The organism is Acidithiobacillus sp. HP-2 (assembly GCF_015100155.1).
In the GTDB taxonomy this organism is placed as follows: domain Bacteria; phylum Pseudomonadota; class Gammaproteobacteria; order Acidithiobacillales; family Acidithiobacillaceae; genus Acidithiobacillus.
Window position 1 is genome coordinate 153,473 of sequence record NZ_JACKZA010000003.1, and the last position, 13,856, is coordinate 167,328.

Genomic DNA, 13,856 nt, shown 5'->3' on the forward strand with positions numbered 1-13,856 from the left:
AGTTTAAGGGATGGAGGGAGCAAATGGCTATTACTGATTGGCCGGTGGACGAACGGCCGCGAGAAAGATTATTACAGAAAGGGGCGCAAAGTTTGTCTGATGCCGAGCTTTTGGCGATTTTTCTGCGGGTTGGTGTGAAGGGTAAAAGTGCAGTGGATGTATCCCGGGAATTGCTGCAAATTTTTGGTGGGTTGCGGGCCTTGCTGACGGCTACCCGGGATCAGTTTTGTGCGCATCATGGTATGGGTGATGCGAAATATGCCTTACTGCAGGCGGTATTGGAGATGGGGCGACGGCATCTGGCAGAAGATTGGCAGCGGGGTAGTTGCCTGGACTCCCCACAGCGCGTTCGCCAGTATTTGTCGGCCAGTCTGCGCGATCGCGGCCGGGAAATATTCGCTGTCATTTTTCTGGATCATCGCCACCGGGTGTTGAAGCTCGAAGAAATGTTTTTGGGGACCATAGATGCTGCGACAGTCCATATTCGCGAAGTGGTGAAGCGCGCGCTGGAGTTGAATGCGTCCGCCTTGATTGTCGCGCACAATCATCCTTCCGGCGTGGCAGAGCCGAGCTCTGCTGATCTTGCGCTGACCCGGCGTCTGGAAAGTGCCATGCAGTTAATGGAGTTGCGTTTGCTGGATCATTTTATTGTCGGTGAAGGTGAACCCTTGTCTTTGCGCGAGCAGGGGGGTTGGTGAATAAAAATAAACCCATCTGGCAGCGCGCACTCTATGCTCTGCGCGGGCTGAGGATTGCCGCACGGGAAGAAGCCAGCTTTCGCGCAGAATTATGGGCTGTGCTGGCGGCCGTGGCTTTTTTGCTTTGGGCGCAGGTCGCTTTATGGTGGTGGGGCTTGGCCCTGCTGTGGATGGCCATGCTGTTGGCTACCGAGTTATTGAATAGTGCAGTAGAGTCGCTGGCGGATCTGGTCAGTCCCGAATTTGATCCCCTGGTTGCTCGCGCCAAGGATTGTGGGGCGGCAGCGGTTTTTGTTTTGAGTAGCGTCGGTGTTGCTCTGCTGTTACTGATTTTGTGGCAGTATTTCCATGCTGGGGGTGGATAAGATGGGTGTTATTTTACCCGGTGCGCTGTTGCTGCCTATAATGACCGTATATGCGGGTTGCGGCGGGGCTTATGGAAGCCACGGACTGGCTGCCGGAAAATTGCAAAACGTAGGGAGAAATAATGGGTATTAACGCGGGCATTACCGTTATTGCCGTTGTCTTGATCATTATTATGCTGATCATTGCGGTGACTGCGGGCGTATTTATTCGGACTTTTTTGCGTTTGGAAAGATTGCTGGCCCGTGCTGAACAGGATGTTGGCCCCCTGATTTTTGAGCTGAAGTCGGCCTTGGTAGATATCAAGAAAATGACCCAGGTGGGGCGGGCGCAGATGAATCGGGTGGATTCCACCATGAAGTACCTCAGTCGGGAAATTATGGAAACCACCGAAACCCTGGTCCAGCCTGTACAGGAACTCGGTATGTGGTATCGGGCTTTGCGCACAGGCTGGCGCTATTTTTCACGCAAACGTTAAAGCCGGAAACGGCGAGGAGAAAAACCATGAGAAACGCAGAAGGTTTTGTAGTGGGGATTCTGGTAGGTGCAGTAGGCGCCTTATTGCTGGCACCAGCCAGCGGTGCGGAAACCCGTCAGGAATTGCGTAAGGCGATGGACAAGGGTAGAGAGCGTTTTTACAACCTGGAATCTTTGGCGGAAGAACGCATTGCGGTGTTGATTGATGAAATCCAGGAAAAAACTGCTCGATTGATGGATGCCGGCGGAGATTTGATGGAATCCAAACGTGAAGATTTGCTGGAGGCTATCCAGGTAGCCAAGCGGGCTCTGGCCGACGAGCGGGACATTCTTACCAGAAGCACACGTGCCCGTCGGGAAGTGCTGTTGGAAGAAGAAGAGAACCTCTGATTTCAGTGTTCGACACGTGACTTTTTATGGTGTAATCAATCATTTCATGGTGCGGTTGCGGGTCGGGACGGCTATGATGTGCAGACCGAATTCTTAAGGAGATACAGATGGCTGATAAATTGTTGATGGTTATGGTAAACACCGATCCTTCCAACCCCCAGGAACTGGGCGCGCCGTTCTTTCAGGCTACCGTTGCTGCCGCAATGGATTTTGACGTGGAAGTGGTGTTGACCGCCCGTGCCGGTGAGTTGGCCAAAAAAGGCGTGGCGGAAAAAATGTTCGTGATGCCTGGCAGTCCCAAAAGTGTCTACGATTTCATCAAGGATGCCCATGAGGCTGGCGTAAAGTTTTTTGTCTGCACCCCGACGCTGGAATTGTGGGACTGCACCAAGGAAGATTTGATTCCTGAAGTATCCGACGTGGTCGGTGGCGCTTATGTGATTGAGCAGGCCATGGACGACGACGTGGTCACCTTTACGTATTGATGCCAAGATGACACCTACCCATTTGGGGCCCGCTGAACATCTGTTCAGCGCGGAAGAGGTGGAAGCGGCCATCCAGAGGATGGCCGTTGCCATTAATAAGGATCTTGAACATCTGACCCCACATCGCCCGGTGGTGCTGCTTTGTGTATTGACTGGCGCCATTGTCGTGGTGGGCCAGCTCATGCCGCATCTGCATTTTCCCATGACGCTGGATTGTGTGCAGGTCAGTCGCTACGGTTCAGAAACCAGTGGTGGCGAGTTGCAATGGCGTACGCGTCCCAAGGAGTCTCTCTCAGGGGCTGTTGTGCTCCTGGTGGATGATATTCTGGATGAAGGTATTACCCTCAAATCCATTCAGGACTATTGCATGGCAGAAGGTGCTGTGGCGGTGCATACGGCGGTGATGGTGCGCAAGATGCGGCCACGATCTGTTGACCTGCAGGTGGATTATGTCGGTCTGGAGGTTCCAGACCAGTTCGTGTTTGGCTATGGTCTGGATGCCCGGGGACTGGGACGTAATGCCCCGGGAATTTTTTTCCTCCCGGAGGATCGCTGAATGGGCGTGGTCGGCATTATTGGTGGAAGTGGTTTGACGCGACTCAATAACCTGCAGATCCGTAATCGTCGGGTGGTAAGAACACCGTTCGGTGAGGCTTCCGGCCCCCTGACTTTTGGTGATCTGGGCGGGCAGGAAGTGGTTTTTCTGGCTCGGCACGGTTACGGACATACCATTCCCCCGCACCGAGTGAATTATCGTGCCAATATCTGGGCCTTGCACCATGTGGGAGTGACCCATGTGATTGCCGTGGCGGCGGTGGGTGGTATCAGTGCAGCCATGCAATCCGGGGTGATATGTATTCCGGACCAGTTGATTGACTACACCAGCGGAAGGCCTGGCACTTTCTTTGAAGGTGGCGAAAGCATGGTGGTCCATATTGATTTTTCCGAACCCTACTGCGGACGTATTCGTGAACGTCTTTTAGAGGGGGCAAAGATTTCTGATGTGGGGGTGATAGATGGGGCTACCTATGCGGCTACCCAAGGTCCCCGTCTGGAAACCATTGCGGAAATTCGGCGCATCGAAAAAGATGGTGGAGATATTGTGGGCATGACTGGTGCACCGGAAGCGGTATTGGCCCGCGAGATCGGTCTTTGTTACGCACCCATATCGTTGGTAGTCAATCCGGCCGCTGGCAAATCCAGCGAGCCCATCACCATGGAGGCCATTGACGCCGTCATGCATGAGGGCATGGAAAGAGTCCGGGCGATTCTGGCCAGTACGGTGCCTCTGCTGGCTGATTGCCCGCAATGTGACTGCGGCGTTTCCGTAGGCCCGGAAGCACTTAAACATTTGCACAGTCGGCGCAAGTAACGAGCGGCTAAAAAAGGCAGATCGTCAGTCAGATCTGCCTTTTTAACTTTTCAGCGTAAAGTGACCAACTCTTCCGAGCTGGTGGGATGAATGGCGATCGTGTCGTCAAAATCCTTTTTGCTGGCGCCCATGCGTAAAGCCACTGCAAAACCCTGCAACATTTCGTCGACGCCATCGCCAATGGCATGCAAACCGACAATTTTTTCTTCCCGTCCTACGGTCACCAGTTTCATGGCGGTTTTTTCAGGGTCTTCGGAAAATGCCCGCAACATCGGGGTAAAACGGGTTTGATACACCTTGACGGCTTCATCCCCGTAAGTTTCCCGCGCGGCCGTTTCGCTGAGGCCTACCGTGGCGATGGGGGGATGGCTAAAGACTACCGTCGGCACCAGCGTGGTATCCAGGTGGCGTTCGGGCTGCTGGTTGAATAAGCGATCCGCCAGTCTTCTCCCGGCAGCAATAGCCACCGGGGTCAGGGCGGGAGCGCTGGTCACGTCGCCCAACGCATAAATGCCAGGAACAGTGGTGTTTTGGAAAGCATCCACGGGAATGAATCCGTTTGCGTCTGAGCTGATGCCGGCATTTTCCAGCCCCAGTTCTGCACTGTTTGGACGTCTGCCAATCGCCCAAATGACGGCATCCAGTCCGCCCAGGCAGTCTCCATCCTGAAAGTGCAGGCATAAACCATCAGGGCGTTTTTCCAGCTCATGCACCTGACGCTGGGCCAGCAAATTGATGCCTTGGTGGAGCATGGCCTCCATCAGATGTTCACGGAGCATCGGCTCGAAATCATTCAGAAAATGCTTGCGACGCATGAGCAGTGATACATCACTGCCCAAAGCATGCAAAACGCCAGCCAGTTCCACGGCAATATAACCGGCTCCGACAATGGCGACACAGCGTGGAGCGTGTTCCAATTCAAAAAAACCATCTGAACTGATGCCGAGCTCGGCACCGGGAATATCCGGCCAGGTGGGTTGGCCACCGGTAGCGATGAGGATGTGCGGGGCACGCAGAATCTTACCGTCTACTTCCACCTGGTTTTTGTCATGAAAACGCGCATGTCCACGAATCAAGGTAACGCCATTACCATCCAGTCCCTGTGCATAGCGGCCATTGAGACGATCAATATAAGCGTCTCTTTTGGCCTTGAGCCGTTCCCAATGAAAACTGGAGGCAACCGCATCAAAACCATAGTCTTCTGCCATCCGCATTTGTTCGGCCAGGTGAGCAGCATTCCAGAAGATTTTTTTAGGCACACAACCAACATTAACGCAGGTGCCTCCCAATGGTCCTTCTGCGATCAATGCGGTTTTGGCCCCATAGCTGGCCGCCCGGTTGGCCGTGGCAATGCCGCCACTGCCGCCGCCAATGACGATTAAATCATAATCCTGGTTCACGCTGGTTTCTCCTTGTTTTGCTGCGTTTATTCCGGCTTTCTGGATTCAGGTTAATACAAATTTATTTACCTAAAAACTTCTCCAGATCATCTGCACCACCAATATGGCGTCCGCCAATAAACACCTGGGGTACCGTCGAGCGGCCACTGACTGCACGAATACTGCGCGAGCTGATGCCCGTACCCATGCCGGTGTGGATTTCCTCGAAAACCATATTGCGTTCTTTTAACAGGGCTTTGGCCCGGGCGCAGTGCGGGCAACCTTCACGCGTAAATACGGTGATAAATTCCGGATCCCTGGCCTCGGGATTGAGGTAACGCAACATGGTATCTGCGTCGGAGACTTCAAAGGGATCACCGGGTTTGTCAGGCTCGATAAACATTTTGCTAATGACGCCATCCTTGACCAGCATGGAGTAGCGCCAGGAACGCTTACCGAATCCCAAATCGCTTTTGTCCACCAGCATACCCATACCCTGGGTAAAATCCCCATTTCCATCGGGAATCAGGCGGATATTTTCTACGCCCAGTTCCTTGGCCCAGGCACCCATCACAAAAGCGTCGTTCACTGAAAGACAGATAATTTCATCCACACCGTTTTCCCGAAAGGTCGGGGCCAATTCGTTGTAACGGGGCAGATGGCTGGAAGAACAGGTCGGGGTATAAGCACCGGGTAATGAAAATACAATGACAGTTCTGCCCTTGAAGAGGCTGTCACTGCTCATATCCCGCCACTGGTTGTCGACACGGGTGCGAAAAGTGGATTGTGGAACCGATTTACCTTCCATACTGGTGAGCTTCATAACGATCTCCTTGTGCGGATGTGGAAACAATGCATCACGATGTGCTCTGCACTATAAATAATAATAGAATAAGTCTAAACATAATGCAAGAACAATTTGCTGAACCTCTCCCGGCAGCAAAGCTATGGATTAATCTAAAAACGGCAGTTGCCGTGGGTGCTTTGCAGCGACTTTTGTTTCGAGCCGTTGTTGTTCCTGGCGAAATCCAGCGCCCGTCAGGAGAGCTGTTTGAGCCCGTAGGGCGAGTTCTCTCCTGACAGCAGGATGAGCCTTATAACAACAGGCAAGGAACAATGGAGCAAAAAGCATTCACGGCAACTGCCGTTTTTAGGATTAAGCACACGACCAGCCAAGAAAATGCGCTGCAGTATCCAGTCCGCCATAGCGAATCTGAAAATCGGCCTGAGCGCGGACGACCGCCTTGGCATGATAGGCAATACCCACACCTGCCTTGCGTAACATCGGCAGATCATTGGCGCCATCGCCAATGGCAATGCAGTGACTGGCATCGGTTCCGGCACTGATGGCCAGCAAATCGAGAAGGTCGGCCTTGGCGTTGGCATCGACAATATCACCCAAAACCTGCCCGGTGATTTTACCATCGACAATTTCCAGGGTATTGGCAAAGGCGTAATCCAGATCCAGCATTTCCTGGAGATGGCGGGTAAACTGGGTGAATCCACCGGAAACCACACCGGTTTCCAGGCCCTGAGACTTGGCTGCCTGGATGAGTTCCCGTGCGCCTGGACTCAGTTGCAGGCGTTCGCGAATGATGGCGTCGATGGTGCTGGCGGGTGTGCCCTGGAGCAAGCGCACCCGCTCGCGCAGGGAGGTCTGAAAGTCCAGTTCACCCGCCATGGAGCGTTCGGTAATGGCGGCAACCTGCCGCTTGAGACCCAGGTGATCCGCCATTTCATCAATACATTCAATGCTGATCAAGGTAGAGTCCATGTCGGTCAACAACAGCTTAAAGTGACCAGCTTCCCAAAGTGGTGTTATGGCCAGATCAAGCTGGATGCCTTCCAGAGCGTCGGCCAAGGCACGATTGGCGGCAGGAACCGGACCATGAGGACCGTGAATGGCAATGGCCAGGCTATCGCCCTGGGCATGGAGTATGCGGCCAGGCATGCTGTTCTGAAGATGCAGGGTCGTCAATGCGCGGCGCAGCGCCTCGGGCTGCGCCGCGCCGCGCAATACCATACGGGAGACGCTGTCTACACTGGACATGGGAGACCAGAAAACTTCTCTTTGCTGATGCAAGGCCTGCCGCGATAATTCATCCAGAAACGGCGCAATTTCGCTGACGGCAACCGGTAAATTCCAGCTTTGTAGCCAGCATCCCCAGAGTTCCTGATGGCTTTCCGTACTATGAACAAATTGTCCCATGCTGGACGGTAAAGTCATGGGGCCACGTCCGGCGGGACTCAATATGGCAAGGCGCGTGCTGCTCATGCATTACTCCTTAATGGTTCAATGAGTTGAATGATTTTTTGGCAGCGTGCCTCGCCGTCGGGTAAATCCTGGCGAATTCTGAGGCGTTGGCCGCCATCCAGCTGATAGACACTGTGCGGACGCTGAATAAGCGCAATGATTTTTTCCGGGGATACCTGATTTTCCTGGGCGAATTGCAGGCGTGCTCCGGAAGGTCCGGCATCAATCTGATCAATGCCGATTTGGCTGGCCAGGAGGCGGAGCTGGGTCTGGCACAGCAAGGTTCTGGTCGGGTCTGGCAACGGCCCGAATCGGTCGATCATTTCCACCATGATTTCACCAATGGCGGAATCACTGCGGACATCGCTGAGGCGCTTGTATAGTTGCAAACGCAAGTGCACGTCGGGCAGATAATCGTCGGGAATCAGTGCCGCCGTATTCAGATGAATTTCCGGTCCGCTGGCGCGTTGTTCGGCCGGGCTGCGGGGGTCCTTGCCCGCACGGATGGCGGCAACTGCGTCGTTGAGCCATTCCATAAAGAGCGTGAAACCCACTTCATCCATGTGCCCGCTTTGCTCTTCGCCCAGAAGTTCACCGGCTCCACGAATTTCCAGATCATGACTGGCCAGGGCAAAGCCGACCCCCAGATCTTCCAGAGATTGAATGGCATCCAGGCGGCGCCGGGCATCATCACTCATGGCGCGTACATCGGGGGTAAACAGATACGCATAGGCCCGTTGATGGGAACGTCCCACCCGGCCCCGGAGCTGGTGGAGTTGCGCGAGACCAAATTTATCGGCGCGATTGATGAGTATGGTATTGGCGTGGGGATTGTCGATACCGGATTCGATAATCGTGGTGCTGAGCAGAATATCGAAGCGTTGATGATAAAAATCCAGCATGACCGCCTCCAGCTCGCCTTCAGGCATTTGCCCGTGGGCGACCCGGAGCCGGGCTTCGGGAAGCAGACGCTTGAGGTTGCTGGCCATGCGTTCGATATCCCGTACTTCATTGTGCAGAAAATAAATTTGTCCGCCCCGATGTAATTCTCGCTGACAGGCTTCGACGACCACAGCGTCTTCCCAGATCTGCACAAAAGTACGCACTGGTTGCCGACGCTGGGGTGGGGTGGCGATGATGGATAAATCGCGCAATCCGGCCAGGGACAGATTCAGGGTGCGGGGAATAGGCGTGGCCGTCAGGGTGAGAATATCCACTTCGGCACGCAGGGCCTTGATCTGCTCCTTTTGCCGCACACCAAAGCGGTGCTCCTCGTCCAGAATCAATAGGCCAAGGTCTTTAAAAGCCACATCTTTCTGGAGCAGGCGATGGGTTCCGATCAGAATCCGGACGTCTCCGGCCTGGGTGGCGGCCAGGATTTCCTTGTGGGTTTTGCCCTTCTGAAAACGGGACAGGACCTCGATCCGCAGCGGTATTCCGGCAAAGCGGTTTTGAAAGTTTTCATAGTGCTGCTGAGCCAGCAAAGTGGTCGGTACCAGAACCACGACCTGTGCCCCGCCATGGGCGGCCAGGAAGGCTGCCCGCAACGCCACTTCGGTTTTGCCGAACCCTACATCACCACAAACCAGACGATCCATGGGATGCGGGCTGATCATGTCGGCAATGACGGCGTCAATGGCTTGTTGTTGATCGGGCGTTTCTTCAAAAGGAAAGCGGGAAACAAAGTCCCAATAAGACTCATCTGGAGCTGCAAAAGCACGGCCCTGGCGGGCCGCTCGTCTGGCGTATATGTCCAGCAGCTCACTGGCTGCATCAATGGCTTTTTCCCGGGCCCTGGCTTTGGCTTTATCCCAGTGTTGACTGCCGAGGCGGGATAGCACCGGTTCTGCTGCCCCATTGCCCACATAACGGGCAATGCGATCCAGATGATCTGCCGGGACATACACCAAATCTCCCTGGGCATATTCCAGCACCACATATTCGTTGACATCGCCTTGCGCCGCAAAAGGGGTACTCATCCCCTGAAAACGACCAATGCCATATTCCTCGTGGGTGACCGCATCGCCGGGCTGCAGTTCGCCCAGATCGCGAACCATGCCTTCCACATGACGTTGGCGGACCTGCGCACTTCGTCTTTGCGCAAATACCCGGTCACCGAAAATCTGCGCTTCCGAGATGAGTGCAAGCTGGACCAGATTTTTCTCTTTCAGCAGCAGACCGCGCTCCAAGGGGGCTACGGTAATAGCGATTTTTTCTGTGGACTGGAGAAAATCCGGCCAGTGTTTCAGGCGGGTGGCACTTAAACCCGCTTTGTTCAGGCGCTCAGACAGCGCTTCCTGACGGCCCGGAGATTCTGCAGCAATCAGGGCGCGGCCCTGCTGGGGGAGGTGACGCAGAAAAGTTTCCAGAGCTGACAGGGGCGTTTCGCTGTTTCCCTGCAAGGCTGGTAGAGGTCCGCAGGGTAGGCTTGCACCGGGGCCTTCTACCTCGCCATGCACCTGTGCACGACTCTGGAGTGCTGTTTCCCATTCGGCAGGCGTTAAAATAAGTGCGTCTGGTGGCAAAATCGGATAACTGGTGTCGTATGCCCGCTCTTCATGGCGTTCCTGCCAGTCGTGGCGAATCTGCTGGCTGGCGCTTTCTAGACCGGGGGGCATGAAAATGATCCCGTCCGGAGGAAAATGGGTAAGCAGATGGCTGCTTTCCGGGAAAAACAGAGGCAGGTAATGCTCTGCTCCCTGGGGAACCTGTCCGCGACTTGCCGCTCGATAGACTTCGGCACGTTGCGGGTCACCACTGAATTTTGCCCGAAACTGGCTGCGGAATTCATTCAGTGCTGCCGCATCTACAGGAATTTCGCGCGCAGGCAGCAGGGATACCCTGGATACTTTCTCCAGAGTCCGCTGGGTTTCCGGGTCAAATGCCCGGATGCTTTCTACCTGGGTGTCAAATAACTCAATCCGGTAGGGCAGCGGGCTACCACTGGGAAACAGGTCAATAATGCCGCCGCGCCAGGCGAGCTCTCCGGGTTCGGAAACTTCGCTGACATTGCGGTAGCCCGCATCAATCAGGCGTTGTCGAAAGCGCTCGGGCTGGAGGTTGTCTCCCACCGCCAGTACAAAGGCATGTTGATCAAGAAAACTCCTGGGCGGAAGACGTTGCAGAGCGGCCGCCAGAGGGACCAGACACAGCCCACGCCAATTGGGCAAGGCCGCCAATGTCGCGAGACGGGTGGCGGTCGCATCAGCCGGAGGTGCCAGACGATCATAGGGCAGAATTTCCCGATCCGGGAAAATCAGGGGCGCATCCAGATCCGGCGCAAAAAATGACCACTCGCGCTGCCATTCTTCCAGATCACGGGGATTGGGCAGGAGCACCAACAGAGGTTTTTTCCATTTGCGGAGCATTTCGGCTGCCAGCCAGCAATCGGCAGCTCCGAAAATATGGCTGAAACTGCGTGCATTACCTGCACGGGGGGCAGGGCCCAAAGCGAGAGGAAAGTCCAAAATATCCGGGATATCATATCAGCAAATTCAGGGAGCCTAGTGTAAGGTGCCCGTGCCCAAACTGCAAAAGCTGAAACGCTTGCGCCTGCTGTATAGACTGCGGATACTGCGTCTGAAATCCATAAGTTGAGGAAGATTGATGGAGCGGATCTGGGTCATTATTCCAGCCGGAGGGCGGGGCCAACGTTTTGGTGGAACCCAGGCTAAACAATATGTTTTGCTGCGCGGGCAGCCTGTTCTTGCGCATACCCTGAACATTTTTCTGCACGAAAAGCGGATATCCGGAGTGCAGTTGGTGTTGCCGGGTGAGGATCTGGAAAGCGGAGCCTGGCGGGACTTGTTGGGCGATGATTTGGTGTTGCCTTTGGCCCCTGTAAGAGGCGGGAAGCAACGTGCTGATTCCGTGCGTCGCGGTTTGGAGGCCTTGCGGAAAGCCAGTGCTGCCGATAAGGACTGGGTGCTGGTACATGATGCTGCACGACCCTGTTTGCGCGCCGAAGACCTGGGCAATTTGCTGGATAGTCTGAGAGAATCACCGCAGGGGGCATTGCTGGGAATTCCGGTTGCCGACACCCTCAAGCGCGAAAAAGACGGCCTTTCCCTGGGTACGGTGGATCGGGAAGGGTTATGGCGGGCTTTAACGCCTCAGGCTTTCCCCCTGGCAGCATTGCTTGCAGCTCTGCAATCTGCGCAGGGTGCCGCAATGCCCATTACCGATGAAGCTTCGGCGATGGAGCTTCAGGGTTGGCGTCCGCGTCTGATTCAGGGGCATGGGGATAATATCAAGATTACCCTGGGAGATGATCTGGCTTTGGCCGCAGCCATCCTGTCGGCCCGTGACGAGGAGAAATGATGCAGCTGCGTATTGGTCATGGTTTTGATGTGCATGCTCTGGTTCCCGAGCGCCTGTTGATACTCGGAGGGGTCAAGATTCCCTATGAGCGGGGTCTGGCCGGGCACTCCGATGCGGACGTCTTGCTGCACGCCATTTGTGACGCCTTGCTGGGTGCCGCAGCATTGGGAGATATTGGCCGCCATTTTCCCGACACGGATGCACGTTTTGCCGGCGCCGATTCCCGTCTTTTGCTCCGGCATTGTCATGCTTTGATTCAGGAAAAGGGCTTTTCGGTCGGGAATGTGGATGCCACTATTGTTTGTCAGCGACCCAAACTTGCGAGCCATATACCGCAAATGCGCGCGCACATTGCCGAAGATCTGCAGGTTTCTGAGGATGCGGTCAACATCAAGGCGACGACGACTGAGCAGCTGGGTTATGCTGGTCGGGGTGAAGGAATCGCTGCCCACGCCGTGACCCTGATTCAACATGTCTGAATTATTCCCACGCATTTATCCGCATGTGGATGTCCTGCTGGAAGCCGAACTCAAATCGACGGAAGAGGATTTTCAGGTTACGGAAATGCTGCCTTTTACGCCTTCCGGTACGGGGTCGCATTACTGGTTTTTCATTGAAAAGCGCGGACTGAATACCCAGGAAGTAGCCAAACGGCTGGCACAACTTGCCAGCATCCCCGTGCGTGATGTGGGTTATGCGGGAATGAAAGATCGGCACGCCATTACCCGACAGGGTTTTTCCGTGCCGGTACAAGCCGGGACAACGCCGGATTGGCTGAGCCTGGAAAGTGAAAATCTCCATTTTCTGGAGATGACCCGCCATGACCGCAAGCTCCGCAGGGGGGTGCTCAAGGGAAATCATTTTCGCCTGGTTTTGCGCCATTGTCAGGGCGAACCAGCTTTGTGGGAGACGCGTTTGCAGCATTTGCAAAAAACGGGCTTTCCCAATTATTTTGGAGCGCAACGCTTTGGCCACCGTAATTTGCAGGAGGTCAGTCGCCTGTTGTCCGGTACAGCGCGCAAAATGGATCGTCATCAACGTGGCCTGCTGCTGTCAGCGGCGCGCTCTGCACTTTTTAATCAGGTACTGGCCGAACGGGTACGCCAAAATAACTGGAATGTTCTCTTGGCGGGAGAAATTGTGCAATTAAATGGTTCGCACAGCATTTTTCTGGCCCAGGCTAATGAGCAGGAGAGCTTGCAGCAGCGTGCTGCAGAGTGGGATGTGCACCCCAGTGGACCCCTGCCGGGCCGGGGCGGGCTCTCTCCTGAAAATCAGGCTGCCCTCGTAGAAAAGCAGGCCCTGGATGCCTTGCCCGAGGAGTCAGAGACTTTGGGTAATATCCGTCATTGGCCACAACAATTAGCCGCGCAGGACGTGGACGCTGCCCGCCGCGCCCTGCGTGCGCGTCCGGATTCGCTGCAATACTACTGGCAGGATGCCAGCACCCTGATTCTGGAGTTTTCGCTACCTGCGGGCGTATTTGCAACCAGTTGTATTGAAGCATTACTGGGCCATGAGCAAGTTCGCGCCGATAGGCTTGACCTTTGTGTTGACTAGATGCTTTAGAATGAGGACACTATTACGTGTGGAGCGTGAAAATTCAGTCAATATAAGGAGGGAGACAAGATGGATACACCTGTAACAATAGGCCGCTTGGCCCGTGAAGCTGGGCTGGCTGCAGAAACATTGCGTTACTACGAGCGTATTGGCTTGATTCAGCCGGTACAGCGCACCCAATCCAATTATCGTCTTTATGATAGTCACGCCGAGTCGCGTCTGCGCTTTATCCGCCGTGCCCAGAATCTGGGGTTTTCCCTGACTGAGGTGAAAGAGTTGCTGGACATCAGCAGCAGCGCCGAAAATGACATGGGTGATGTGAAGGCGCTGACAGAACAGAAAATTGCAGAGATTGATTTCAAAATTGCAGATCTGCAGAGAATGCGTAGCGCTCTGGCTATCCAGGCAGAGCGTTGCCCCGGCCATGGTTCAGTAGACAATTGCCCTATTCTGGCCTCCCTGGCCGAGGCGGAAGGGGATATGGCTGTTCGCCGGCGCTGGGATGTGAGTCGGGATCCTTCCGCACCGCGTAGCGTTGCCCAGCGTTGAGTAAAGCAT

15 protein-coding genes are annotated in these 13,856 nt (G+C 54.8%); 11 read left to right on the forward strand and 4 right to left on the reverse strand.

Translation table 11 applies throughout. The annotated features are described in order from the left end of the window. Window positions 1–23: 23 nt before the first annotated feature. From radC to H7F11_RS03495, 7 genes are all read left to right on the forward strand, one after another. Window positions 24–698, forward strand: a complete 675-nt coding sequence (gene radC, locus H7F11_RS03465; RefSeq protein WP_193649857.1) for a RadC family protein — start codon at window positions 24–26, stop codon at window positions 696–698. Continuing rightward, window positions 695–1,063, forward strand: coding sequence for a diacylglycerol kinase (locus tag H7F11_RS03470; RefSeq protein WP_193649858.1), 369 nt, complete (start codon window positions 695–697; stop codon window positions 1,061–1,063). Before radC ends, H7F11_RS03470 begins: the two co-directional genes overlap by 4 nt. A gap of 122 nt (window positions 1,064–1,185) precedes the next feature. Next, window positions 1,186–1,539 (forward strand): hypothetical protein, encoded by a 354-nt coding sequence (locus H7F11_RS03475; protein ID WP_010641456.1) that lies wholly within the window; start codon window positions 1,186–1,188, stop codon window positions 1,537–1,539. Window positions 1,540–1,565: 26 nt separating this feature from the next. After that, on the forward strand, window positions 1,566–1,928 hold the full coding sequence (locus H7F11_RS03480) for a YtxH domain-containing protein (RefSeq protein ID WP_024894021.1): 363 nt from the start codon (window positions 1,566–1,568) through the stop codon (window positions 1,926–1,928). A gap of 107 nt (window positions 1,929–2,035) precedes the next feature. Beyond that, window positions 2,036–2,413 carry a DsrE/DsrF/DrsH-like family protein gene (locus tag H7F11_RS03485; protein ID WP_010641460.1) on the forward strand — a complete coding sequence of 126 codons (378 nt, stop codon included), beginning with the start codon at window positions 2,036–2,038 and terminating at the stop codon, window positions 2,411–2,413. 7 nt (window positions 2,414–2,420) lie between these two features. Continuing rightward, on the forward strand, window positions 2,421–2,969 hold the full coding sequence (locus H7F11_RS03490) for a hypoxanthine-guanine phosphoribosyltransferase (RefSeq protein ID WP_193649859.1): 549 nt from the start codon (window positions 2,421–2,423) through the stop codon (window positions 2,967–2,969). Next, entirely contained in the window at window positions 2,970–3,785 is an 816-nt protein-coding gene (locus tag H7F11_RS03495; protein WP_075322151.1) for an S-methyl-5'-thioinosine phosphorylase, read from the forward strand. A 50-nt stretch (window positions 3,786–3,835) separates the two neighbouring features. Here H7F11_RS03495 and gorA read toward each other — a convergent pair whose 3' ends face one another. From gorA to mfd, 4 genes are all read right to left on the reverse strand, one after another. After that, window positions 3,836–5,185, reverse strand: coding sequence for a glutathione-disulfide reductase (gene gorA, locus H7F11_RS03500; protein WP_193649860.1), 1,350 nt, complete (start codon window positions 5,183–5,185; stop codon window positions 3,836–3,838). 61 nt (window positions 5,186–5,246) lie between these two features. Beyond that, window positions 5,247–5,987, reverse strand: a complete 741-nt coding sequence (locus H7F11_RS03505; protein WP_193649861.1) for a glutathione peroxidase — start codon at window positions 5,985–5,987, stop codon at window positions 5,247–5,249. A gap of 333 nt (window positions 5,988–6,320) precedes the next feature. Further along, complete coding sequence (serB, locus tag H7F11_RS03510) at window positions 6,321–7,439, reverse strand: phosphoserine phosphatase SerB (RefSeq protein ID WP_193649862.1); 1,119 nt, start codon at window positions 7,437–7,439, stop codon at window positions 6,321–6,323. Next, window positions 7,436–10,885: a transcription-repair coupling factor gene (gene mfd, locus H7F11_RS03515; RefSeq protein ID WP_193649863.1), complete on the reverse strand. Its 3,450-nt coding sequence runs from the start codon at window positions 10,883–10,885 to the stop codon at window positions 7,436–7,438. The genes serB and mfd overlap by 4 nt, the downstream gene beginning before the upstream one ends. A 139-nt stretch (window positions 10,886–11,024) precedes the next feature. Here mfd and ispD point away from each other — a divergent pair, with 139 nt between their 5' ends. From ispD to H7F11_RS03535, 4 genes are all read left to right on the forward strand, one after another. Then, complete coding sequence (gene ispD, locus H7F11_RS03520) at window positions 11,025–11,738, forward strand: 2-C-methyl-D-erythritol 4-phosphate cytidylyltransferase (RefSeq protein ID WP_193649864.1); 714 nt, start codon at window positions 11,025–11,027, stop codon at window positions 11,736–11,738. Then, a complete protein-coding gene (ispF, locus tag H7F11_RS03525; RefSeq protein WP_010641482.1) occupies window positions 11,738–12,217 on the forward strand; it encodes a 2-C-methyl-D-erythritol 2,4-cyclodiphosphate synthase in 480 nt (159 codons plus the stop codon). Before ispD ends, ispF begins: the two co-directional genes overlap by 1 nt. Continuing rightward, window positions 12,210–13,298 carry a tRNA pseudouridine(13) synthase TruD gene (truD, locus tag H7F11_RS03530; RefSeq protein ID WP_193649865.1) on the forward strand — a complete coding sequence of 363 codons (1,089 nt, stop codon included), beginning with the start codon at window positions 12,210–12,212 and terminating at the stop codon, window positions 13,296–13,298. The genes ispF and truD overlap by 8 nt, the downstream gene beginning before the upstream one ends. Window positions 13,299–13,367: 69 nt before the next feature. After that, on the forward strand, window positions 13,368–13,847 hold the full coding sequence (locus H7F11_RS03535) for a heavy metal-responsive transcriptional regulator (RefSeq protein WP_193649866.1): 480 nt from the start codon (window positions 13,368–13,370) through the stop codon (window positions 13,845–13,847). Window positions 13,848–13,856 lie beyond the last annotated feature (9 nt).